Genomic DNA, 24,855 nt, shown 5'->3' on the forward strand with positions numbered 1-24,855 from the left:
CGCGTCGAGAACAAGGAAGTGGTGATCGGTTTCGGCCACCCGGTGTACACGATCTCCGACCCGCGCAACAAGGTCATCAAGGAAATCGCGAAGAAGCTCTCGAAGGAAGCGGGCAACAGCAAGCTGTTCAATATCGCCGAGCGGCTGGAGTCGGTGATGTGGGACGCAAAGAAGATGTTCCCGAATCTGGACTGGTTCAGCGCGGTCTCGTATCACATGATGGGCGTGCCCACGGCCATGTTCACGCCGCTCTTCGTGATCTCGCGCACGGCCGGCTGGAGCGCGCACATCATCGAGCAGCGCGTCGACAACAAGATCATCCGTCCGAGCGCGAATTACACCGGACCTGAGAATTTGAAGTACCTGCCGCTAAATAGGAGAAAATAGCGGTCGCTGTGCGCTTTCAAAGCGCGTGCAGTTCAACCACGCGGTCGCCAGGACCGGTAGCCCGCGGAATGTTTAACTGAAACTAGATAGAAAGGTTTTCTCCATGAAAAAGCTGATGATCGCCGCCGTGATTGGCGCCCTGTCCACGACGATGCTGTCCGTCGCGACTGACGCCGCCGCGCAAACGGCGACCACCACGAAGCCGGCTGCCAGCGCTGCGCCGAAAAAGCCGCAGCCGAAGCGCCTGATCAAGCGCAAACCGAACCCGGCTAAGGAAGCGAAGGTCGATCCGGTACCGGAAGGCGCGGAAAAGTGGTCGTGCAACGAAGGCCAGGCTTTCGAACTGAAGGGCGACATGAAACGTGACCAGATCGTCACGGTTCACTGGGCTAACAAAAATTACAATCTGCCGCGCGAAGCGACCACCACGGGGGCAGACCGCTTCCACGATGCCGCAACGGGTATGGACCTGGTCGTGATCCCGACGAAGGCGATGTTGTTCTCGGACAAGGACAGCTCGCGCCTGGCCGACGAGTGCAAGACGGCAGCGATGCAGCAAGGCGCACCGGCTCCGACGCAATCGAACGCGATCGACAAGACCAGCAACTAATCATCGTCATCAGGAAAGCTCTCCGATGTCCGCTCCGATTTCCAACGTGCGACCCGACCCGGACCCAGTCCTGGCCGATATCGTCGACTACGTTCTGGATTATCAGATCGATAGCAGGCTCGCGCTGGAAACCGCGCGTCACTGCCTGATCGATACGCTCGGCTGCGGACTCGAGGCGCTCACCTACCCGGCCTGCACCAAGCTGATGGGACCGATCGTGCCGGGCACGATCGTCCCCAACGGCGCGAAGGTGCCGGGCACGTCGTTCCAGTTGGACCCGGTTCAGGCCGCCTTCAACATCGGCGCCATGATCCGCTGGCTCGACTTCAACGACACCTGGCTTGCCGCCGAATGGGGGCATCCGTCGGATAACCTCGGCGGAATTCTGGCGACGGCCGATTGGCTCTCGCGCAGCGCCATCGCAGCGGGCAAAGGGCCGCTGGCGATGAAAGACGTGTTGATCGCCATGATCAAGGCGCACGAAATTCAAGGCTGTATCGCGCTCGAAAACTCCTTCAACAAGGTCGGGCTCGATCATGTATTGCTGGTGAAACTGGCGTCGACCGCGGTGGTCGGCCAGTTGATCGGCCTCACTCGCGAGGAACTGATCAACGCGGTGTCGCAGGCGTTTGTCGATGGGCATGCGCTGCGCACGTACCGCCACGCGCCGAATACCGGCTCGCGCAAGTCATGGGCCGCGGGCGATGCGACCTCGCGCGCTGTGCGTCTCGCGCTGATCGCGAAGACCGGCGAGATGGGCTATCCGTCGGTGCTGACGGCGAAGACCTGGGGCTTTTACGACGTGCTCTTCAAGGGCAACGCGTTCCGGTTCCAGCGTCCGTACGGTTCGTACGTGATGGAAAACGTGCTCTTCAAGATTTCTTTTCCGGCAGAATTCCATGCGCAAACCGCAGTGGAAGCCGCGATGAAATTGCACGCGCAACTCGCGGCTGAAGGCAAACGCGTGGAAGACATCAGCAAGATCATGATCCGCACGCACGAAGCCGCGATTCGCATCATTGATAAAAAAGGACCGCTGAACAATCCGGCCGACCGCGATCACTGCATTCAGTACATGATCGCCGTTCCACTGATCCACGGCCGGCTGACGGCCGCGGACTATGAAGATTCGATCGCGCAGGACGCGCGGCTCGATGTGCTGCGCGCGAAGATGGAATGCGTCGAAGACGCGCAGTTCACGAAGGATTACCACGATCCGGAGAAGCGTTCGATCGCCAATGCACTGACGATCGAATTCAACGACGGATCGACATTCGACGAAGTCGTAGTCGAATACCCGATCGGTCATAAGCGTCGTCGCGAAGACGGGATTCCGTTGCTGGTCGAGAAGTTCAAGACCAACCTCGCGCGCCGCTTTCCGGTCAAGCAACAACTGGCGATTCTCGACGTGTCGCTGGATCAGGCAAGGCTCGAAGCCATGCCGGTCAATGAATACGTCGATCTGTACGTCATCTAGTTAAGTACTGTAGTTCCGCGATCAAACCAAGGAAAACACCATGGCCCACAACCTCCACAAAACGCTCAAGGAATTCGACAGCGGTTCCGGCAAAGGCAAGTTCTACTCCCTGCCGCAACTCGGCAAGGCACTGAACATCAAGATCGACCGCCTGCCGGTTTCGATCCGAATCGTGCTGGAATCGGTGCTGCGTAACTACGACGGCAAGAAAATCGCCGAAGAACACATCGAGCAACTCGCGAACTGGAAGCCGACCGCCGCGCGCGTCGACGAGATCCCGTTCGTGGTGTCGCGCGTCGTGCTGCAAGACTTTACCGGCGTGCCGCTGCTCGCCGACATCGCGGCAATGCGCGGCGTCGCGAAACACATGGGCAAGGATCCGAAGTCGATCGAACCGCTGGTCCCGGTCGATCTGGTCGTCGATCACTCGGTGCAGATCGATCACTTCCGCGAAAAGAACGCGCTCGACCTGAACATGAAACTGGAATTCCAGCGCAACAACGAGCGCTACCAGTTCATGAAGTGGGGCATGCAGGCATTCGACACGTTCAAGGTCGTGCCGCCGGGCGTCGGTATCGTTCACCAGGTGAACCTGGAATACCTCGCACGCGGCGTGCACAAGAAGGCTGAAGGTGCGGACACGGTGTACTACCCGGATTCGCTGGTCGGTACCGATAGCCACACCACCATGATCAACGGCATCGGCGTGGTGGGCTGGGGCGTGGGCGGTATCGAGGCGGAAGCCGGCATGCTCGGCCAGCCTGTGTACTTCCTGACGCCGGACGTGGTCGGCGTGAACCTGAAGGGCAAGCTGCGCGAAGGCGTGACGGCAACCGACCTGGTGCTGACTGTCACCGAACTGCTGCGCAAGGAAAAGGTTGTCGGCAAGTTCGTCGAGTTCTTCGGCGAAGGCACGCGCTCGCTGTCGCTGCCGGATCGCGCGACGATCGGCAACATGGCGCCGGAATACGGCGCGACCATGGGCTTCTTCCCGGTCGACGAGAAAACCATCGACTACTTCAAGGGCACGGGCCGCACGGACGCGGAAATCTCGGCGTTCGAGAAGTACTTCAAGGCGCAGAACCTGTTCGGCGTGCCGAAGGAAGGCGACATCGACTACACCAAGGTCGTGACGCTGGATCTGGGCACGGTCGCACCGTCGCTGGCAGGCCCGAAGCGCCCGCAAGACCGTATCGAAATTGGCAATGTGAAGTCGACGTTCAGCGACCTGTTCTCCAAGCCGGTTGCGGAAAACGGCTTTGCGAAGAAGGCCGAAGACCTCGGCGCGCAATACACGACGAGCAATGGCGTCGACGTGAAGAACGGCGACATCCTGATCGCCGCGATCACGTCGTGCACGAACACGTCGAACCCGAGCGTGCTGCTGGCCGCCGGCCTGCTGGCGAAGAAGGCTGTCGAAGCCGGCCTGACGGTCGCTCCGCACATCAAGACGTCGCTGGCTCCGGGATCGCGTATCGTCACCGAATACCTGACGAAGACCGACCTGCTGAAGTACCTCGACAAGCTCGGCTTCACGCTGGCCGCTTACGGTTGCACGACCTGTATCGGTAACGCGGGCGATCTGACGCCGGAACTGAACGAAGCGATCACGAAGAACGACATCGTCGCGGCAGCGGTTCTGTCGGGCAATCGTAACTTCGAAGCGCGTATTCACCCGAACATCCGCGCCAACTTCCTGGCCTCGCCGCCGCTGGTCGTCGCCTACGCGATCGCCGGCAACATCACGCGCGACCTGATGACCGAACCGGTCGGCAAGGGCAAGGGCGGCAAGGACATCTACCTGGGCGACATTTGGCCGACCAGCGATGAAGTCAACGACCTGCTCAAGTTCGCGCTGGACGCGGAAGCGTTCCGCAAAAACTACGCGTCGCTGACCAAGAAGGGCGACCTGTGGAGCAAGATCGAAGGCGAAGAAGGTCAAGTCTACGACTGGCCGAAGTCGACCTACATCGCCGAGCCGCCGTTCTTCGGCAAGGACTTCTCGATGACGCCGGCCGACAGCATCGCAGCGGTCAAGGACGCGCGCGCACTGGGCATTTTCGGTGACTCGGTCACGACCGACCACATCAGCCCGGCTGGCTCGATCAAGGAAGACTCGCCGGCAGGCAAGTGGCTGAAGGAAAACGGCGTGCAGAAGGCCGACTTCAACAGCTACGGCTCACGCCGCGGTAACCATGACGTGATGATGCGCGGCACGTTCGCGAACGTCCGGATCAAGAACCTGATGATCCCGACGAAGGCAGACGGCTCGCGCGTGGAAGGCGGCCTGACGATTCATCAGCCGAGCGGCGAAAATATGTCGATCTACGACGCAGCGATGAAGTACATCGACGCCGGCACGCCGACCGTCGTGTTCGCGGGCGAAGAGTACGGCACGGGCTCGTCGCGTGACTGGGCTGCGAAGGGCACGCAACTGCTGGGTGTGAAGGTTGTGGTCGCGCGCAGCTTCGAGCGGATTCACCGTTCGAACCTGGTCGGCATGGGCGTTCTGCCGCTGCAGTTCAAGGGCTCGGATAGCGTGCAATCGCTCGGCATTACCGGCGAAGAAACGTACGACATCGAAGGCCTCGGCGCGGACTTCAAGCCGCAACAGGAAGTGACGCTGGTGATTCGCGGCAAGGACGGCAAGGAAAAACGCGTGCAGGTGCTGCTGCGTATCGACACGCCGATCGAAGTCGACTACTACAAGCACGGCGGGATTCTGCCGTTCGTGCTGCGTTCGCTGCTGGCTGCTTAAGGTATTCGCTTACCTGTGCAGTAGCTGCGAGCTGTTTTGCAGGGGCTGCGTCCTGTGGAGGACGCAGCTGACTTTGAAGCCCGACCGGTGGTCGGGCTTTTTTTTTGGCTGCTGACTTTTTGGGCGCTATTTGCCGGCGCCGCTTGTGCCGAAGGCTTCAGGGTCGTCGGTGATCCGACGCTGCGTTAGGTGGGCGCTCCAGTCGGTATCTTTCGGCACCGGGATGCGAGCCCGCGTCGTGATGTTCGCGCGCCGTTGCTGGGCCGCCCAATCGAGCAATGCGGCGCGCTCGGCTGTGTCGGTTGCGGACAGAGGGCGCGCGGTCCAATCGGGTTGTTGCGACGTGGACGGTTGTCCGGGTCCGGATGGCTTGGTCGTGTGGCTTGGTGCCGGGCGTTCGTCCGCTTGCAGTTTGCTGAGGTGTGTGACTGGGACCCGATGGCGGGGCTTTGCGGCTTGGCTTGCCGTGTCCTGATGCATAGACACTCGGGCGGTTGGACGCGGCACAAGGCTTTCGACATGCTGCGGCTTCGGTGTCTCGCGAGAAACCTCGCTCGCCTTCGCTGTGTTTGGCGTAGGAACAGCGATGGGACTCGTCGCCTTTGGCGAACTAGCGGCCAAGGGTATGCTTCGCGCGATCGCGCGGGTGAATTCGACCGGCGGCTGTGCCGGTTTGGCACGCTCGCGTGGATCAGGCGCCATCGTACTTCCGTCTGCCGATGCAACCGGCTGCGTTATCGACTTAGCCGCAGCCGTAGTCGTGGCTGCCGTCCTGTCGGCATCGTGCGTCGTACAGGTGGCCAGCAGCCAGGCCAGTGCAATGCTGCAGCCCGCGAAGATCGCCGCTCCCAGCATATGATCCGAACGGGTCGACCTCGGGCGCACTTGCCCCATGTTCAGGTAGTACCTGGCTTCGGCCAATTGCTCCGCAAATCGATGAGAATGATCGCGTTGCGCCGGGAGTTTGTAGAAAAAAAGAAACTTCACGCCCGGTGGTAACGGTCCACGACGTGCTGGCGGCGACGGGTGTTGTACCGCATCCTGGATTGCCTGTTGGGCAGCGGTGAGTGACGCGGGTTGCGGTTCGCGTTGTGCCATGGCCTGGGCCTGCCGACGCCGTGAGCCGAAAGGCGGCGGCAAGACATCGAACGGCCGCGGAATTGGAAGCGCCAGGTCGCCTTCGATCAAGGCAAGCGGTCGATTCATTGTGAGGTGCTCCGGTATGCGCGCGACGTTGCTTCGAGTTGCGTGACCAGGGTTCTGGCGCGCGCCGTTAGCGCGTCGATTGAGCCGGTGCTGTGTTCCAGGGGCGACGTACTCGCACGCCGCAACACCTCCATCAAACTGCGCGCGCCGACGAGGCCCACTGCTCCGCTCAAGCGATGCAGCACGCTATGGAAATGATCGAAGTCGCCTTCACGATGCAAGGCGTTGAGACGCTCGAGGTCTTCATTCATTGCCTCACGCCAGTTGTTGAGAAACGCGTGAAGATCGACTCCCTCTTCAGCCAATGCATCCAGATAACGGCTTTCAAAGGGCTCAAACGAGGCGCTTGCGGAAACGTCCCGTGGCTGCGTGGTGTTCCGAAGAAAGGGCGCTTGTGCATTGCCGCTAGCCGTTCCTGCGGATGGCTCCTGTTGTTCGACGGCGAACAGCGCGTTGAAGGTCGCGCGAGGGCCCTTCTCTGAACTGGTCGCGATGGAAAGCTCGCCGTGCATGCACTGCGCCAGTAGTGTGCAGAGTGGCAAACACGCGTCGGCGTCGGCGAGTCGCTTGGCTACCTGTGAGTCACCAGCGACTGGAGCCGAAGGCTGCGACGGCGCGACGGCAGCATGCTTATCCGCACCGCCGACCACGCTGATAAAGATACGTTGCGAGCCCGAATTCAACGACTGCGCCCACACGACGAGCGAAATCTCTCCCTGCGCGCTGAGTTGGACCGTTCGGTTGAGCAAATGGAAAAGGACTTGGCCTAACCGGGCACCGTCGGCGCGAATCGTTTCGGCCACAGTGTGGCCGACGCTCGCACGCAGGTGCAAATCGCGACGAGATGCAAACGGGATGAGCAATGCGAAAACACCATCGATGAGCTCGCGCAGGTTCGTCGCGCTCTCTTCGAGGACAAACGCGCGAGATTCTACAGGCGCGGCATCCAGCAGATCTTTAAGCGTTTGGCTCCATGTGGACGCAGAGGAACGAGACAGACTGGCAGTATTCATAGCCCACAAACCTACTCGACCAAACGGTGCAAAGTCGCGAACTCGATGAGACCTGCTAACGACGAAAGGCCGAGTTTCTCCTGGATACGGCTTTTGTATGTGCTGACGGTTTTGTCGCTGATAAACAAGGCATCCCCAATCGCCTTATTCGACATGCCTTTCGAAAGCATCTGCAGAATCACGAGCTCCTTATCCGATAGCAGCCCGATCCTGGCTTCTTCACCTCCCCCCCCGCCAGCGAACGCCATACCGCCGCCATTAGCCGTCACCGGGAACACGGTATAGCCTGCCAGCACCGCCTCTACCCCGCGCATGATCTCCTTCATTTCCTGCGACTTGCCGACGAAACCATGCACGCCCGAGCGCATTGCGCGCGGCGCGAACGTCGCCGGATCGTGACTCGACAGCACCATCACGCGAATCGGCGGATGAACGAGCTTGAGTCGGGGAATCACATCGAGTCCGCTGATGCGCGGAATGTCGAGATCCAATATGGCGAGCTCTGGCGTGTGTATGCGGGCCATCTCGACAGCGCTCTGGCCGTTATCGGCCTCGATCACTTCTTCAACGCCAAGCAATTGCACGAGCTGCATTTTGATGACCATGCGAAACGCAGGATGGTCGTCGATAACCAGAATAGTTGACACTTTTCTTAATCCTCCTGAATACACGCTTTGCGACATTGATCGTTGGCAGCGTCAAGGTCGAAGACGCATCGATCTGTGCGGCACGCTTGCTAGCTTTCCACCCGAGGGCACACTACGGGGCCACCGCGACGAGTTCAATCTCGACGCGTCGATTCGGCGCGAGGCATCGCATCAACACATCTCGCTTCGTTTGCCGGCAGTCCACCAACGGATTCTCACTGCCTCTGCCTTGCGCGCTCATCGGCAAGCTCACGCCGCGCGCTCGCAAGTACCGCTCGACCGTGAGCGCGCGCTGCATGGACAAACCGATGTTGTAAAACTTGTCGCCGAGGCGGTCAGCGTAGCCGGTGACCTTCAACTCACGCATGGCAGGAATCTTCTTCAAACGCATTGCCACGTCGTTCAACTGTCGTTTGCCGGCGGGCAATATCGCGGCGGCGTCACCGCCGTTGAAACGGAAAAGAGAATCGGTTTTTAACGTGATCGTCCGCGGCGAATTCGCAGCTGAGGCGGAGGCAGGACCACGTGCGGGCGCCGGAGCGGACGTCGGCGTTTGTACAGCCTGCTTGCATTGCAGCGCAGTTTCCGCCGACTGACGCAAGTTGTCCTGCACTTCAGGCAGGCGTTTCTCGGCGTTGGAGAAACTGCGTCGCCATGCGTCATGCCCGCTTTGCATCAGTTCGACTTCGGCACAAGCAAGCGGCGGCAGCGCCTGCGGACATTGCGCAACAGCGGGATCTGACTTGATGGTATTGACGATCTTCCAAAGATCGGGGCGCACCGTGGACACGGTACGCAGCGCGGGATTGACAGCCGATAACGGCGCACCGTTCTCGAGGCTCATCGTGATCATGGCTGCCTGGCCAATCGCTTCTTCGACGAAGCCCCAGTGATCGTCGGCTTGCCGCGCCTGTTGAGCGGCATTGATCCAGCATTGTGCCTTGGCTTGAAAATAGCCGTTCTTATCGCCCGGCAAACGGTCGAGCCGCGTCTGCAGTAATGTCAACGCCGTGCCGCTGCTTGCGACCGGCGCATAGGTGCTGATCCATTGTGAGTTGACCGCGCCCGCGGCTTCGTCCTGAGTGACGCCGAATCCGCTATGCAATAAGGTGGCGTCTTGAACGCCAAGCCGGTCACGCGCGCCGTGGTCCGCGCAGGCCGTTAAGGCTAGCGCGCACACAAGCACCATTAGCTGGTGTTTCATTGATTCCCCGCGTCGAGCGCATCTTCTTATCGAGGGCTACGAGTATGAAGATATGCTGATGCATAGGGAATGGGAGCAATCTTAGATTAGCGTCAGGAAAATGTTAATTGTGATGCGTTTCAAATAAAATCTGTCATCAGCAGATACTCAGACCTTGACTGCCCGCGCTGCATTTCGCCCACGCAGCCACTCGAGCGCTAGTAACAGGCTGGTGGAAAAAATAATCAGAATGGTCGCCAGCGCGGCGATGGTCGGGCTGATATTTTCGCGGATACCGGTGAACATCTGTCGGGGCAACGTAGTCTGATCCGCGCCCGCCAGGAACAGCGTCACGACGACCTCATCGAATGAAGTCGCAAATGCGAACAGCGCGCCCGAAATCACGCCCGGTGCGATTACCGGCAACGTGATACGGAAAAACGTCTTCACCGGATTTGCGCCCAGCGACAAACTCGCCCGCACCAGGTTGTAGTTGAAGCCCTGCAAGGTCGCCGCCACCGTCGTCACGACAAAGGGAACGCCGAGCGACGCATGCGCGAGAATCAGACCGATGTAGGTATTGGCCAACCCAAGCGGTGCAAAGAACAGGTACATGCCGACGCCGACCACCACCACCGGCACGATCATCGGCGAGATCAGGATCGCCATGAGCAGCCCTTTGCCGCGGAAGTTTGCCTTGGTCAGTCCGATTGCCGCCAACGTCCCAAGCACGGTCGCGACCACCGTCGCCGAGGGCGCGACGATAAAGCTGTTCTTGGCCGCCATGCGCCATTCATCGGACGCGATCAGATTCTGATACCAGCGCAACGACCAGCCCGGAATCGGATACACCAGAAACGTGCTCGACGAAAACGACAGCGGCACGATCGCCAGCACCGGCAAGATGAGATACAGAAGCGTGAGCACCGCCAGCGCACGCAACGCGAAATACCACACGCGTTCGACGAAAGACGTATGCGGCGCGAACAAAGGCTTGGCAAGTTTCATCGCAATAGACTCCGTTCAGCCGAGGCTCAGTGACGAACGCGTGAAGCGCCCGTAGATGACGTACAGCACCAGCGTCGCGGCGAGCAGCAAGCCGCCGAGCGCGCACGCCATGCCCCAGTTGATGGTCACGTTGGTGAAGTACGCGACGTAGTAGCTGACCATCTGATCGTTCGGTCCGCCGAGCAAGGCCGGCGTGATGTAGTAGCCGATTGCCAGAATGAACACCAGCAACGCGCCTGCGCCGATGCCCGGATAGGTCTGCGGTACATACACACGCCAGAACGCGGCGAACGGATGGCTACCGAGAGAAATCGCGGCGCGCTGATAGGTCGGCGGGATCGACTTCATCACGCTATAGAGCGGCAGGATCATGAACGGCAGCAGAATGTGCGTCATCGAAATGTAGACGCCGGTCCGGTTGAACAGCAGCGCCAGCGGATCGTGCAACAGCCCGCTGCCGACCAGCGCCTTGTTCACCAGCCCTTCGCTTTGCAGAATCACGATCCATGCCGCAACGCGCACGAGGATCGAGGTCCAGAACGGAATCAGCACGAGAATCATCACCAGATTCGCGCGACGTTCGGACAGCGTCGAAATCCAGTAGGCGAGCGGATAGCCGAGTAGCAGCGCGAAGAACGTCACTGCCGCGCCGATCACAAAGGTGCGGCTGAACACGGCGAGATAAATCTGTTGATCAGGGTCGGTCGGAATGATGTGGCCGAACGCGTCCTGTTTGTGGTCCAGCGAAGCCAGCAGATAAAACGGCGAATACGCGCCGGAATTTTTCGCGATGGCCTGCCAGTACGCGACGTCGTTCCAGCGTTCGTCAAGCTCGGCGAATTTCGCGTGCATCTGGGCGGGCGTCAGTTGCAAGGGCTTGCTGTTGTCGTCGACGAACGGCATGGCGCGCGCGGATTTGGCGACCAGCGAACGGTAGCCCGGAATCTCCACGTTCAGGCGTCGTGCGAGTGCGCCCATGCCGTCGCTGTCGGCGATCGCGGCGAGGTCGACTGCCAGCGCGGCATACGCGGTATCCGGCGGCGGTGTCTTGCGATCCCACGCGCTCAACGACGCCAGCGTATGCGGCAGCGCATTGACGACTTCGGGATTTTGCGCGGCGCGCGTGAGCAGCGCGCCGATCGGCACGACAAAAATCAGCAGCAGAAAAATCGCGAGCGGCGCGATCAGCAGCAGGGCCATGGCCCGCTTCCTGGCTTCCGCGGCCTTCAGCTCGCGCTTGAGTCGGCCACTTGATTCAGGCGTCGAATCGGCAGCGATCGTCATCGTAGTCACACCTGTCTCCTGCTTTACCTTGGAAGCGCGCGCACTTGGGTACTGCATGCGCGCGCGTCATTTCACAACTCGAAGGCGCGGCGGCATCGAACCCGCCACGCCCTCACACAACACTAACTACTTCGAAGCCCACGACGAAAACCGCTGCTCCAACTCATCGCCATGATCGGTCCAGAACGCCAGGTTCTGCAGCACCGCATTCTTCCCATTAGCCGGCGAGTTCGGCAGATTCGCAAGCGTCTTCGGATCGAGCGCCTTGATAGCCGCCACATTCACCGGACCGTACGCGATGTTGTGCGCATAGTCCTGTTGCGGCTTCGACGAAATCGAATAGGCGATGTACTTCTCGGCCAGCGCCTTGTTCGGCGTGCCCTTCGGAATCGCCCAGTAGTCGAGGTCGTAGATGCTGCCGTTCCACACCACCTTCAGGTTCTTGCCTTCCTTCTGCGCGGCGTCGATCCGGCCGTTATACGCAGTGGACATCACCACGTCGCCCGCGACGAGGAATTGCGGCGGCTGCGCGCCCGCTTCCCACCACTGGATGTTCGGCTTCAGTTCGTCGAGCTTCTTGAACGCGCGGTCCTGGCCTTCCTTGGTGGCGAGCACCTTGTAGACGTCCTTCGGCGGCACGCCGTCGGCCATCAACGCGAATTCGAGGTTGTAGCGCGCGCCCTTGCGCATTGCGCGCTTACCCGGGAATTTCTTCACGTCCCAGAAATCGGCCCAGCCGGCCGGCGCCGTTTTCAGCTTGTCAGCGTTGTACGCGAGCGCCGTCGACCACACGAAGAAGCCCACACCGCAAGTTTGCGGTGCTTCGGGAATCAGATCCGCCTTCTTGCCGATCTTCGACCAGTCGAGTTTCTCGTACAGCCCTTCATCACAGCCACGGCCGATATCGCCCGATTCGACTTCCACCACGTCCCAGTTCACATGCTTGGCTTCGACCATCGCCTTCACTTTGGCCTGCTCGCCGTTGTATTCGACGGCGGTGACTTTGTTGCTGGTCTCCTTTTCGAACGGCTGGTTGAATGCAACCTTTTGCGCGTCGCCATTCGCGCCGCCGAAATTGACGACCGTCAATTCGGCCGCATTGACTTGCGCGGCGCCCAGCGCGAGCGCCACAGCACCGACAGCGATGGCGCAGCGCGATTTCCCGATCTTGCTCATGGTGTGTTGCTCTCCTTTGGTGGTGTGCTTCATACGTTCAGTGCGACTTTGTTATGTGCTGCTTGATCAGCCCTGCCTGCGTCGAACATCTTGCACGTTCGACGCGTTCACGCCCCTGCGAAAACCCGCAGATGCTCGGGTGCGAATTCGAGTGCGACCGGTGCGCCGGGCGCGAAGGTGTCGAGCACGCCGGTGCCGAGCGGCACCTTCACGAAGCACTCGTCCTGTTGCGGCAGACCACAACGCATGCGCACGTGGTCGCCGAAATAGATCAGCCCGCGCGCTTCACCGGCGAGCGCGTTGGCGCCCGGCCGCGACAAGCCGTTGGCGAGCTTCATGCGCTCGGGCCGGATGCACGCGACCGCCGGCGTACCCGCTTGCGCGCCGCCGATATTGCGGCCCGTGAGGCGCGTGCCGTCAATCAGGTGAAATTCGCAATACTCGCCGTCGACATTCGCGATCGTGCCGCGCAGCTTGTTGCTGTCGCCGATGAAGTTCGCCACGAACTCATTGCACGGCGATTCATACAGCCGGTCCACGGTATCGAGTTGCTGCACGATGCCTTTATCGAACACGGCGACGCGATCGGACATGGTCAGCGCCTCGCCCTGATCGTGCGTGACGTACACGAACGTGACGCCGAGTTTCTCGTGCAATGATTTAAGTTCGTACTGCATGTGTTCGCGCAACTGTTTGTCCAGCGCGCCGAGCGGCTCATCCATCAGCACGAGCTTCGGCTCGAACACCAGCGCGCGGGCCAGTGCGATACGCTGCTGCTGGCCCCCGGAAAGCTGCGCCGGATAGCGCTTTGCGAAGCTCTCCATGCGCACCATCTTGAGCGCGTTATTCGTGCGATGCGCGCGCTCTTCCGCCGAAATCTTGCGCACGGTAAGCGGATACGCGACGTTCTGCTCGACCGTCAGATGCGGAAACAGCGCGTAGTTCTGAAACACCATGCCGATGTTGCGCTTATGCGGCGGCACGGTATTGAGCAGCGTGCCATCCAGCCAGATTTCGCCGCCGGTGGGAAATTCAAAACCCGCCAGCATCATCAGACAGGTGGTCTTGCCCGAACCGGACGGCCCGAGCAGCGTCAGAAACTCGCCCTGATAGATATCCAGGTCGAGCTGTTTGACGACCAGCGTTTCGCCGTCGTAGGTCTTTCGCACACCTCGAAAGCTGACGATCACGTCTTCGGTTTTCATCGTCCAAGTCTCCTCTGCGGTCCGGCTGGCTCCCGTGCAAAGCAGCGGGATTGCAGCAATTGCGTGGCTCACTATAGACCGTTACGGTTCTACAATATGGAACCATTTCATTATTCCGGATAGAACCACTTGGACACCGTGATTTTGTCGGATTGGCTTGCCGCGCGGCTCGACCGCGCGGCCGCCGAACCGGTCTACCGGCAGACGTTGCGGCTCATGCAGCAGGCTATCCTGACCGGCCAGCTGCCGCCGGGCACCAAGCTGCCCAGCTCGCGCACGCTCGCCGAAGACCTCGGCATTGCGCGCAACACGGTGCTGCACGTCTACGACCAGTTGACCGCCGAAGGCTATGTGATCTCGACCACCGGTAGCGGCACCTATGTCGCCGATACGCGGCCGGACACGGCCGCCGTGAATATGCGCAGGAAGCCGACGGTGGCGAGCGTCGACAAAGAAGGCAGTACACCCAGGGAAAGCCCCAAGCCGCCGAAACGCGACCTCAGCGATCTGTCGACCCGCGGACGCCGTCTGATCGACAAAGCCGGCGTTTCCGCCAAACAGTGGGGCGCGTTCATGCCGGGCGTGCCCGACGTGGCGGAATTTCCGGCGCGCACGTGGAGCCGCCTGCAGGCGCGTTTGTGGAAGGAAGCCAATCCCGATCTGCTCACCTACGCGCCCGGCGGCGGCTACCGGCCATTGCGGCGGGCGTTGTCGGACTACCTGCGCGTGGCGCGCTCGGTGAATTGCACGCCGGACCAGATCATCATCACCACGGGCATTCATCAGTCGATCGATCTGGCGGTGCGTCTGTTGACCGATGTCGGCGACCGCGCGTGGGTGGAAGAACCGTGCTATTGGGGCGCACGCAGCGTGCTGCAGTCATCGGGGATTACCCTTGTGCCGGTGCCGGTGGATGACGAAGGCCTGAATCCGCGCGAACAGGATCTGCAACAGCCGCCGCGGCTCGCGCTCGTCACGCCGTCGCATCAGTATCCGCTCGGCATGGTGATGAGCCTCGCGCGCCGTCGCACACTGCTCGAATACGCGCGCCAGCACAACGTGTGGATCATCGAGGACGACTACGACAGCGAGTTCCGCTACGGCAGCCGTCCGCTCGCGTCGCTGCAAGGACTGGACGACGCCGGCCAGGTGATCTATGTCGGCAGCCTGGGGAAGATGCTGTTTCCGGGCTTGCGGATCGGCTACATGATCGCGCCGGAGCATCTGGTGGACACGTTCCGCACGGGCGTCGCCGAGCTGTATCGCGAAGGTCAGTTGATGCAGCAGGCGGTGATGACCGACTTCATCATGGACGGGCACCTCACCTCGCACGTTCGGCGCATGCGCGCGCTGTATGGCGAACGGCGGCAGATCCTGATCGACGCCATCACCGCGCGTTTCGGCAACGAACTGCCGGTGATGGGCGACGAGGCCGGTCTGCATCTGGTGCTCGGCCTGCCGGATCACGCGAACGATCGCGCGGTGACGGCCGCCGCTTACGACGCCGGCGTGATCGTGCGCCCGCTCGCAAGCTATTACAGCAGCGATACGCCCGCGCGGCGTGGACTGCTGCTCGGTTATGCGTGCGTGCCGAACGACAAGATCGGCCCCGCGTTCGACACGCTCGCGCGCGTGATCGAGCAAACCGCGTTGAAGACGCCGACGCGCGCCGCTTGAGCACATGCCGCCGCGAGCATGCGCGGCCGGCGGCGGTGCGCTCAACGTTCAACGTTCTATGTTCAACACAGCGAGCTCAAGAAAAACACCGGATTCTGCCTGACGTACGAAGCGCCAGGCCTCACCACGCTCACTTCAAGCCGAAGTCGACCCGCGTCGTCGCGCCCTTATCCTTGATGCCGTCAGCATTCAGCTTAGGCGCGACGATAAACACGCGGCTGCTGTCGATCTTGCCGTCCAGATATTGCTGCACGCTCTGCGCGCGCTGTTGTGCGAGCTGGCGCAGGCTGGCCTCATCGATCGGTGCGTTGGCGGCGAGCGCGCTCTTCATGTCGTCGTCCGGCAAGCTCTTGGTCAGGCCGACAAAATTGCGCGGCTTCTTGAAGTCCGCCGACTTGTAGGCCTTGCTCAGATACTTGTCGTAGTCCTTCGGGTCGACGGTGACGGTCGACAAGTCGACGCTCTCGCCGTTGCCCACCACGTCCTTGATCTTCTGCTGCTTGACGAGGCGGTCCACATAGCCGGTGCGCAACGCGGGTTCGTCGACGGCCGGATCGACGCGGCCGATCAGGTCCATGCGGATCGACGGTTTATCGGACAGCGCCTTCACGATCGTGTCGAGTTTCTGGGTGTCGGCGTCGGTCAGTTTCGCCGAGCCGGGTTCGAACTCGACATAGCCCAACTCCTCGCCACTACCGCCGAATGCGTTGGCGATCAGCGAGAACGGCGCGGTCACCGCCTTCTGGAGCAGATTGAGCACGGCATGCCAGATCAGGCCGCCAATACTGAACTCAGGATTCGACAGCGAGCCCGACACCGGCAGGTTCACGTCGATTTCGCCGCGCGAATTCTTCAGCAGCGAGATCGCGAGACGCACGGGCAGCTTGGTCGCCGTATCGTTGTCGATGTGATCGCCGAACGTGAGCTGGTCGATGAAAATATGATTGTTCGCGTCCAGTTGATCGTTCGCCAGCTTGTAGTGCAGATCGACGTTCAGCTTGCCCTTGGTGATCGGATACCCGGCATATTTCGACGAATACGGCGTGAGATTGGTCAGTTCGATATCGTGCGCGACCGCTGTCAGATCGAGCGCCGGCTTCGCAATCAGCGGATTGACCGTGCCGCGAATCGACAACGGACCGTTGGCCGCCAGTTTCGCGGCGATGTCGACCGGCGCGGCCGTGGTCGATTGCGTGCCGAACGCGCCGACCGTGCCCTGAATGCCGACCAGATTCGCCGTGAAATTCGGTTTGATGAAGTTGTCGGTGTACGTCACGCGGCCCTGTTGCAGCACCAGTTGACCGAAGTGGAGCTTGACCGGGCTTTGCGGCGGCGTAGCCGCCGTCACCGTGGCGGGCGCGGTCGACGAGGCCGGCGCAGGCGCAGCCGCGACTGTCGATGCCGCTTGCGGCGTCAACGGCACGGGCTCGGCGCCGCTCTTGTCGCGCGTCAGCGATTGCGCTGCGCCGCTTTCATGCGCGACGACGTCTTTGAGATTGAGCTTGCCCTGCGCGTCGAGCAGCACGCGTCCATAGAACTTGGTAAACGTGACGCGGCCCGCGTCGACCACCGTGCCGTGCTCGTCGTAGTCAGCCTTAAGGTTGGACAACGCGAGCGAGCCCCAACCCGCGAACGGATCGGAGGTCGCCTTGTCGAGCATACGGACTTCGACGAGCGCCACGTCGCCGTGATAGGTCGCTTTCAGCGATTTCGCCTGATTCAACGCGAGGTCGCCGTTCGCATTGAGCAGCGCGCTCGCGATCACCGCATTCAGCTTGCTGCCGAAGTACGGCTCGAAGGCCGCCGCGTCGAGCCGGTTGGCGTTCACCTTGACGGCCACCTTGAGCGGCGTCGCCGTGACGTCGCCCGTGACGCCGAGTGTGCCCTTCTTGTTCAGCGTCGCCTGCAGATCGACCGGCAGCGGACGGCTCAGGTCGTCGCTGATGTTCTGCACCTTTAGCTGCAGCGGCGTGATGTTCAGCTTCACCGGCTGCGGCGTGGTGTTGTCGATGAAATTGGCGGTGGCGTCTTTCACGGTCAGCTCGCCGATCTTGTAGTGCCATGCGGGCCCTTCCGCCTGCGCCTTCTTGACCGCGTGAATCGCGGTGCGCCGCTGCGCCGCTTCGTGCTGGCCGGCAAGCGCGGCGAGGTTGATGCTGCCGTCTTTCAGACGCTGCGCGTCGACCGCGAGGCCGGTCGTATCGACGCTGGCGATCTCGGCGGTGCGCGCCGCCAGATCCACCTGCTTGAGCTTCACGCTGCCTTGCGCGAGCGAGATCAGCGGATCCTTGCTCTCGCGCGTCCCGATTTTCAGCGATTGCAGGTCCAGTTGCGAATCGGTGACCATCACCGCAACCGGCGACTTCGACCAGTTCGCGCCGACATTGGCGCTGGCCGAAAGTGCGCCGTCCGTGATCTGCGCAACAGTCGCGGTGTCGATATACGGTTGCAGCAGCGGCAGCTTCAACGACTTCAGATCGAGCTTCGCACTGGCCGTTTTCGCGACGAGGCCGAACGCGCCGGCCACGCCGAGCGAGCCGCCGGCATTCTTGAAATCGGTGTTCAGCGTGTAGTGCGCGGGCGCGGTGGCGAGCGTCGAGAAATCGGTCAGCGTCACGGCCAGTTTTTGCAGGCCGACGTCCATGGGGCGCGAGGCGGCGTCGTCGTGAACATTCACGGTGCCGTCATTGAGCAAGAAGCGTTTGATCGACAGATCCAGCGGCGGCGCCGTCTTTTCGGTGGCCTTCGAACCGGACGCCGCAAGCGGCGCGCTCGCGGCCGGTTGCGCCGCAGCCGCTTCAGATGCGGGCGCGGGCGCGAACATCTTCTCGACGCTCACCACGCCGTCTTTGTCACGCGCAAGATTGGCGGTGGGCGCCTCGATGCGGATCTCGTCGAAGTGATAGAGGCTCTTCAACGGCTCGAGCGTGGTGGCGGCCACATGCACCGCGCGCGCCGCGAAGAACGGCGCCTTGCTCTGATCCTGCACGTCCACGTCGTTCATATCGACGGTGCCCGCCACGCGCAACGAAGGCGCGTCGTTGGAGACCACGAAGTTGAGCTTGAGATCGGTGGACAGTCTGCCGGACTGCACGATCACCGGTAGTTTGGTCGGCACGTACGACATGAGGCGCGGCACATCGAGCCCGTCGAAGCGCAACGACACTTCCGACTCGCGCGACGCGGCAAACGGCTTGGTCTTGCCGTCGATGGCAAGCGGACTGCCGTCGATACGCGCACGCAGCAAAGGCTCGACGAAGATATCGGTTTTCGACGGCAGCGTGGCGATGAACGGAACGCCGAGCTTCCATTGATCGATCACATGCGTCGCGCCGAGCAGTTTGTCGTCGAACGTAATCTGGCCGTTTTCGAGGCGAATGTTCGATACGGAGAACAGAGTCGGCTTGCTATCGGGCTTGGTCGGCTGCTTCGCGAATTTCTCGATCAGGTCGGTAAAATTGAAGCGCTGCGCATCGTAGCGAACAATGTGAAAGCGTGGCGAATCGAGCTGCACTTCGTCGATGATCGGCGCCGCGCGAAACAGCGAACTCCACGACGGCTGCACGATGAGCCGCGAGATATCCACGAAGTCGCCCGCGCCGCCGCGCTCGCCGATATGCACACGATCGGCTTCGAGCTTGAGCGTGTACGGATTGAGCGCAATGCGGCCGATGGTGGCAGGGCGGTCGAGTTGTTTGCTGAGCTGTTGTTCGGCAATGTGGCGAATCAGCGGCGGCGCCGCGAAGAAGCCCAGCAGACCAAACAGTACAACGAAGATCAGCAGACCGGTAATGACACGCCGGGTGCGGCGTGACTGCGCGACATCGCGCACGGTCTGCATGGACGAGGCTAGTGATGCTTTATTGAGGCTTGCCATGCTCGGTCTTGGGTAGTGCGGCGGCAAGCCCGCCGCGAAAACGAAAATCCCGCAAGCGGCAGTATAAGTCGTGAATCTTTCGTCGGATATAAATGTAAGGCGTGGCTTACACATTCCTCCGCGCGATAGCGTCGCATGTCCGCCGAGTCGATGCGGCGGACATGCGTTTCGCGATGCGCTAACCGCTCGTCACTGATGCGCGGCTGTCACGTCATGGACACGCAGGTATCACTGACGTACGACGGCCGGCGGTTGCCAACTGCCGTCGGTGGCTTGCGGCTTGGGCGCATACAGACGCAACACGAGTTGCAGATCGGCACGCGGCGCCGGCAGCCAGTTGCCGCTCTTGCCGCGAGCGGACGACACCGTCACGTCGAGCGAGCCGTCGTGATTGCGGCGCGCGCCGTTGCGGTCGCCGACCGCCAGACGCGCCGGCGCGCTTTCACCGAGCGCGCCGTCCTTCGTGTAGGCGGTGATCGACCAGAAGCCGCGCACCGGCGGCAACTGATTCGGCGCGAAGTGGATCACGTAACGGTTTGCGCCGTTGAGCACATGACCGTCGCTGTCCTGGGTGGCGACCGCGCGAACTTCGTCGTCTTTCGTGCCGATGCCGGGTTGCGCGTAAGCGGCATAGGCGCGCATCGCGTAGTCGGGACCGTAGTTGCCCACGCCGTCGCCGAACCAGCTCCAGCCGTTGCCGCTCAGCAAGTTGGATGGCGGCGAGACGACACGTTCATGACCGTCGGCGAGACCGGCCGCGATGGCCTCCGGCGCGTTCGGCAGCTTGACCGGCTCGCCGGGCGTCACACCGAGGTCCGAGAGAAATTTGAGCGCGTGCGGATCGGCCGGCGTCGGCGGATTGTCAGGCAAAGCCTGCGCGAGTCGCGTGAAGAAGCCGTTCGCGTCGAGCGCGGCGACTTGCGCGGCCGGCGTGCCGGACGCGGCCGCTGCCGCGTCGGCGGCATTGCTGCGCGGCGGTGTGATCGAGGCGGAGCGGCCGTCGCCCGCGTAGATGCTCAGCGGCGCGACGCGAATCGCGCGCTGCAGCTTACGAACCGCCGTCAGATCGCGTGTGCCGTTCGACTGGATACGCACGCTCACCCATGCATTGCGGGTCGGCACGTCGACGCGCGTCACACCTTTGGGCAAGTCCCCTTGCCAGCCCGGACCGACAAAGGCGATCGCCTGCGCCTTGATGCCCGCCGCACGCGTGGCGAACTGCGAACTGGTGGACCACACCACATTGGTCCACATGTCGAGCACGCGGGCGTCGACATAGCGGCCGTGCGAGTCTGGCAGCGAAACGATCACCGGTTCGCTGCCGACGTCCAGCCAGCCGGTCGAATCGAATGTATCGAGACTCGGCCGTATCGGATTGGACGCGCCGATCGGCGGCAATGCCTGCGCGTGGCGCAGCGTATTGAGCGGCGCCTGGCCCGGATCGGTACCGACCGCCGCGTCGCGCGCGACGCCCATCAGCACCAGCGGGTAGCCGAATACGTAAGAGTCGGCGACTTCGTCCTTGATCCAGCCGGTGGATTTTTGTGTCGCAGTGGGGGTCGACGCGCAACCGGCCAGAAATGCGAGGCCTGCGAACGATGCGCAGGTCCAGTGAATCGAAAACAAATCTCGGCGATTTTTTATCATTCGTTCAGGTGGCGGAACGGGTGGTCCTAAGGGAGACGCCGGCGTGCGGCGAACCCTGTTTGCGCGGCCTCCCAAAGCCCAACGCAGCCAGTCCGCGGTTCGCGATGCCGACAACATCGGGTTGTATCGTATCCTTGATTACCAGGCAAGCGCAAAGGCAGGAATAGCGCGGGTTCGCGCGCGCACGCCGTCCTTTTGCGGTACGGTTGACGTTTTTTGTTACATCCGCCCCGGCGCCCCACGCCTTGGGCGACCTTTCATCGCTGCTCTTTCGCCCCCTCGTATCCGGAGCGCTTTATGTATATGCCCGCCCATTTCGAAGAGAACCGCCCAGAGGTTCTCCATCGCCTGATCGCCGAGCAGCCTTTCGGGGCGCTGATCACCAACGGACCGAACGGGCTCGACGCGAACCATGTGCCGTTCGAGTTCGAAGTCCCGTCCGCGGCCAGTGAAACGCACGGCATCCTGCGCGCTCACGTCGCCCGCGCGAACCCGGTGTGGCAGGAAGCGGCCGCGAACCCGGATGCGCTCGTGATCTTCCAGGGTCCGGCCGCCTACATCTCGCCGAACTGGTATCCGAGCAAGCACGAGGCGCATCGGCAGGTGCCGACTTACAACTATATGGTGGTGCACGCTCATGGCCGGATCGTCGTGCGCGACGAGGAGTCGTTCGTGCGCGGCCTGGTCGCGCGTCTGACGCGCAAGATGGAAGCCGGCGAACCGGTGCCGTGGAAGATGGGCGACGCGCCCGCCGACTTCATCTCCCAGATGCTCGGCGCGATCGTCGGCATCGAGATCGAGGTGACGCGGCTGGTCGGCAAGTGGAAGCTCGGCCAGAACAAGGTTGCGGCCGACCGGCGCGGCGCGGCCGAAACCCTGCTGGCACGCTCTACCGACGAACAGCAGGCCGTCGGCCAGGCCATGCTGGACGCGCCGCCGGCCTTCTGAGCGGGCGTTTCGGCAAGATATCGGCGCCCTGAAGCGCGCCCTGCAATTCGCCCTTGACCTTCCCATCATGGGAAGGTCAATACTGGGTTCATGACGCGGCCCGATGCCGCCACGAGCCTTGCCTACCATGACAGAACTTGCCGACCCGCAGCGCCCCACGGACGCTGCCGCCCCTTCCGCCCGGACCGCCGAACTCGACATCGGCGGAATGACTTGCGCCTCGTGCGCGCTGCGCGTCGAGAAAGCGCTCGCCAAAGTGCCGGGCGTCACGCGTGCGTCGGTGAATCTCGCCACGGAGCGAGCACGCATCGAAAGTGACGCCAGCGTCGATCCCGACACGCTCGCCAACGCCGTGCGCAAGGCGGGCTACGACGCCACGCTGTTCGCCGCCACGGAGACCGCGCCACTCGTTGCGCAGCAGCCGACGGAACTGGCGATCGGCGGGATGACTTGCGCCTCGTGCGCGATGCGCGTCGAAAAGGCGCTGGCGAAAGTGCCGGGCGTGGTCGGCGCGTCAGTGAATCTGGCGACCGAAACCGCAACCGTCAACCTGGATGGCATGACTGCCGCGCCGGACGCGCTGATCGCCGCCGTCAAGAAAGCGGGTTACGAAGCGACGTTGATCGTGCCGCCGGATGAAACGGCAGCGGCCGATCAAGCCGACCACGCCTTACCCGCCGACCGCAAGCGCGACCAGACCCGCCGCGAACTGGCAGCCGTGCTCGCCTCCGCCGTGCTGACGCTGCCGCTCGTCGCGCCGATGGTCGGCGAATGGTTCGGCCTGCACGCGATGCTCTCGCCATGGCTGCAACTCGCGCTCGCCTCGATCGTGCAGTTCGTGTTCGGCGCGCGCTTCTATCGCGCGGCTTATCGCGCCGTGCGGGCCGGCGCGGGCAACATGGATTTACTGGTGGCGCTCGGCACGTCGGCGGCGTATGGCATCAGCGTCTACGAACTGGCGACCCATCCGGGCGACATGATGCATCTGTATTTCGAGGCGTCGGCGGTCGTGATCACGCTGGTGCGCTTCGGCAAGTGGCTCGAAGCGCGCGCCAAGCGCCAGACCACGGACGCCATCCGCGCCCTCAATGCGCTGCGTCCCGACCGGGCGCGCATTCGCGTCGGCGGCGACGAGCGCGACGTGCCGCTCGCGCAAGTGCGCGTCGGCACGGTGGTGATCGTGCGTCCCGGCGAACGCGTCCCGGTCGATGGCGCGGTGCTCGAAGGCCGTACGCATATCGACGAATCGCTGATCACCGGCGAAAGCCTGCCGGTGCCGAAGCAGGTGGCCGACGCGGTCACGGCCGGCTCGATCAACGGCGAAGGCGCGATTGCCGTGACGACGACCGCGATCGGCGCGGAAACGACGCTCGCGCGAATCATCCGCCTCGTGGAAAGCGCGCAGGCCGAGAAGGCGCCGATCCAGCGCCTCGTCGACCGGGTCAGCGAGATCTTCGTGCCGGCGATTCTGGCGATTGCCGCGCTCACGCTAGTGGGCTGGTTGATCGCCGGCGCTGGCGGCGAAACCGCGATTCTGAACGCGGTCGCCGTGCTGGTGATCGCGTGCCCGTGCGCGCTTGGCCTCGCCACGCCGGCAGCCATCATGGCCGGCACCGGCGTCGCGGCGCGGCACGGCGTGCTGATCAAAGACGCCGAAGCGCTGGAAACAGCGCATCGCGTGACGATCGTCGCGTTCGACAAGACCGGCACGCTGACGCTCGGCCAGCCTTCGGTGACGGCGTTCGAGCCGATCGCCGGCATCGGCCGCGACGAGGCGCTGGCGCTTGCCGCGGCGGTGCAGCGCCATAGCGATCACCCGCTGGCGCGCGCGGTGGTCAAGGCGTATGAAGCGGCGCAGACGAATGGTAGCGACGCGGACGCATCCGTTCAGACTCTCGCCCGCCAGGCGAGCGCCGCGCGCGCGGTCGCAGGCCGCGGCGTCGAAGCGGAAGTCGACGGACGCGCCCTCGCGCTGGGCAGCACACGCTGGCTCAACGAACTCGGCATCGACTTGCCGCAGGCGCTCACTGCACGCGCTCACGAACTCGAAGCCGCGGGCAACACCGTTTCGTGGCTCATGCAGCGTAATCCGCAAGCGCCCGCGGCACTCGCCTTGATCGCTTTCGGCGACACCGTCAAACCGACGGCACGCGCCGCCGTCGAGCGGCTGGCGCAAATGGGCATCAAGAGCGTGCTCGTCACCGGCGACAACCGCGGCAGCGCGGCGAGCGTGGCCAAGGCGCTCGGCATCGACGAATTCCACGCGGAAGTTCTGCCCGACGACAAGGCCCGCGTGATTCGCGACCTGAAGATCCGCAGCGCCGGCATCGTGGCGATGGCAGGCGACGGCATCAACGACGCGCCCGCACTCGCCGCCGCCGACATCGGCATCGCGATGGCGACCGGCACCGATGTGGCCATGCAAGCGGCCGGCATCACGCTGATGCGCGGCGATCCGGCGCTCGTGGCCGACGCCATCGACATCTCGCGCAAGACGTGGCGCAAGATCCAGCAGAACCTGTTCTGGGCGTTCGTCTACAACCTGATCGGGATTCCGCTGGCCGCCTTCGGCTTGCTGAACCCGATGCTCGCCGGTGCGGCGATGGCGTTTTCGAGCGCGAGCGTCGTGACCAACGCGCTGCTGCTGCGCACGTGGCGCGGCACGCAGGATCGTTCGGCGCGCTGAGCGAACGCGGACAGAAATGCCCCGCACGCGACGGGGCCTTTTACGCCGTCGTCACCAACGCGCTAT

The 24,855-nt window shown here is 62.6% G+C and carries 17 protein-coding genes; 7 read left to right on the forward strand and 10 right to left on the reverse strand.

Features of this window, described 5'->3' with window-relative positions; translation table 11 throughout:
* From ACQKRQ_RS27780 to acnA, 4 genes are all read left to right on the forward strand, one after another.
* Positions 1–387, forward strand: a 387-nt coding sequence (locus ACQKRQ_RS27780) for a citrate/2-methylcitrate synthase (RefSeq protein ID WP_427480927.1), incomplete at its 5' end; no start/stop codon positions are given.
* Positions 388–490: 103 nt separating this feature from the next.
* The gene (locus ACQKRQ_RS27785; protein WP_132383599.1) at positions 491–997 is read left to right on the forward strand and encodes a hypothetical protein; all 507 of its coding nucleotides are present in this window, start codon (positions 491–493) and stop codon (positions 995–997) included.
* 25 nt (positions 998–1,022) lie between these two features.
* Complete coding sequence (locus tag ACQKRQ_RS27790; RefSeq protein ID WP_427480929.1) at positions 1,023–2,474, forward strand: bifunctional 2-methylcitrate dehydratase/aconitate hydratase; 1,452 nt, start codon at positions 1,023–1,025, stop codon at positions 2,472–2,474.
* Between the two features lie 40 nt (positions 2,475–2,514).
* Positions 2,515–5,232: an aconitate hydratase AcnA gene (gene acnA / locus ACQKRQ_RS27795; RefSeq protein ID WP_427480931.1), complete on the forward strand. Its 2,718-nt coding sequence runs from the start codon at positions 2,515–2,517 to the stop codon at positions 5,230–5,232.
* Between the two features lie 126 nt (positions 5,233–5,358).
* Here the strand turns inward: acnA and ACQKRQ_RS27800 are convergent, their stop codons facing one another.
* The 8 genes from ACQKRQ_RS27800 to ACQKRQ_RS27835 form a co-directional block, all read right to left on the reverse strand.
* Positions 5,359–6,438 (reverse strand): hypothetical protein, encoded by a 1,080-nt coding sequence (locus tag ACQKRQ_RS27800; RefSeq protein ID WP_427480933.1) that lies wholly within the window; start codon positions 6,436–6,438, stop codon positions 5,359–5,361.
* The gene (locus ACQKRQ_RS27805; protein WP_427480935.1) at positions 6,435–7,451 is read right to left on the reverse strand and encodes an Hpt domain-containing protein; all 1,017 of its coding nucleotides are present in this window, start codon (positions 7,449–7,451) and stop codon (positions 6,435–6,437) included. Before ACQKRQ_RS27805 ends, ACQKRQ_RS27800 begins: the two co-directional genes overlap by 4 nt.
* A gap of 11 nt (positions 7,452–7,462) precedes the next feature.
* Positions 7,463–8,098 carry a response regulator gene (locus tag ACQKRQ_RS27810; protein WP_427480937.1) on the reverse strand — a complete coding sequence of 212 codons (636 nt, stop codon included), beginning with the start codon at positions 8,096–8,098 and terminating at the stop codon, positions 7,463–7,465.
* A gap of 112 nt (positions 8,099–8,210) precedes the next feature.
* Positions 8,211–9,302: an OmpA family protein gene (locus tag ACQKRQ_RS27815; protein WP_427480939.1), complete on the reverse strand. Its 1,092-nt coding sequence runs from the start codon at positions 9,300–9,302 to the stop codon at positions 8,211–8,213.
* A 147-nt stretch (positions 9,303–9,449) separates the two neighbouring features.
* Positions 9,450–10,289: an ABC transporter permease gene (locus ACQKRQ_RS27820; protein ID WP_132383585.1), complete on the reverse strand. Its 840-nt coding sequence runs from the start codon at positions 10,287–10,289 to the stop codon at positions 9,450–9,452.
* A 15-nt stretch (positions 10,290–10,304) separates the two neighbouring features.
* Positions 10,305–11,582 (reverse strand): ABC transporter permease, encoded by a 1,278-nt coding sequence (locus ACQKRQ_RS27825; protein WP_342960207.1) that lies wholly within the window; start codon positions 11,580–11,582, stop codon positions 10,305–10,307.
* 117 nt (positions 11,583–11,699) lie between these two features.
* On the reverse strand, positions 11,700–12,749 hold the full coding sequence (locus tag ACQKRQ_RS27830; protein WP_132383583.1) for an ABC transporter substrate-binding protein: 1,050 nt from the start codon (positions 12,747–12,749) through the stop codon (positions 11,700–11,702).
* Between the two features lie 107 nt (positions 12,750–12,856).
* Complete coding sequence (locus tag ACQKRQ_RS27835) at positions 12,857–13,954, reverse strand: ABC transporter ATP-binding protein (RefSeq protein WP_408177674.1); 1,098 nt, start codon at positions 13,952–13,954, stop codon at positions 12,857–12,859.
* Positions 13,955–14,083: 129 nt separating this feature from the next.
* Here ACQKRQ_RS27835 and ACQKRQ_RS27840 point away from each other — a divergent pair, with 129 nt between their 5' ends.
* Entirely contained in the window at positions 14,084–15,631 is a 1,548-nt protein-coding gene (locus ACQKRQ_RS27840; RefSeq protein ID WP_427480941.1) for a PLP-dependent aminotransferase family protein, read from the forward strand.
* A 130-nt stretch (positions 15,632–15,761) separates the two neighbouring features.
* On the opposite strand, the gene ACQKRQ_RS27845 is transcribed toward ACQKRQ_RS27840, so the two are convergent.
* Both ACQKRQ_RS27845 and ACQKRQ_RS27850 read right to left on the reverse strand, forming a co-directional pair.
* Positions 15,762–19,508, reverse strand: coding sequence for a DUF748 domain-containing protein (locus ACQKRQ_RS27845; protein ID WP_427480942.1), 3,747 nt, complete (start codon positions 19,506–19,508; stop codon positions 15,762–15,764).
* Between the two features lie 228 nt (positions 19,509–19,736).
* On the reverse strand, positions 19,737–21,155 hold the full coding sequence (locus ACQKRQ_RS27850; protein ID WP_132383575.1) for a DUF1254 domain-containing protein: 1,419 nt from the start codon (positions 21,153–21,155) through the stop codon (positions 19,737–19,739).
* 297 nt (positions 21,156–21,452) lie between these two features.
* Here ACQKRQ_RS27850 and ACQKRQ_RS27855 point away from each other — a divergent pair, with 297 nt between their 5' ends.
* Together ACQKRQ_RS27855 and ACQKRQ_RS27860 are read left to right on the forward strand one after the other, a co-directional pair.
* Positions 21,453–22,103 carry an FMN-binding negative transcriptional regulator gene (locus tag ACQKRQ_RS27855; protein WP_427480943.1) on the forward strand — a complete coding sequence of 217 codons (651 nt, stop codon included), beginning with the start codon at positions 21,453–21,455 and terminating at the stop codon, positions 22,101–22,103.
* Positions 22,104–22,230: 127 nt separating this feature from the next.
* A complete protein-coding gene (locus ACQKRQ_RS27860) occupies positions 22,231–24,789 on the forward strand; it encodes a heavy metal translocating P-type ATPase (protein ID WP_427480944.1) in 2,559 nt (852 codons plus the stop codon).
* Positions 24,790–24,855 lie beyond the last annotated feature (66 nt).

The sequence above is a fragment of the Paraburkholderia sp. NPDC080076 genome (assembly GCF_050281145.1).
Taxonomy (GTDB): Bacteria; Pseudomonadota; Gammaproteobacteria; order Burkholderiales; family Burkholderiaceae; genus Paraburkholderia.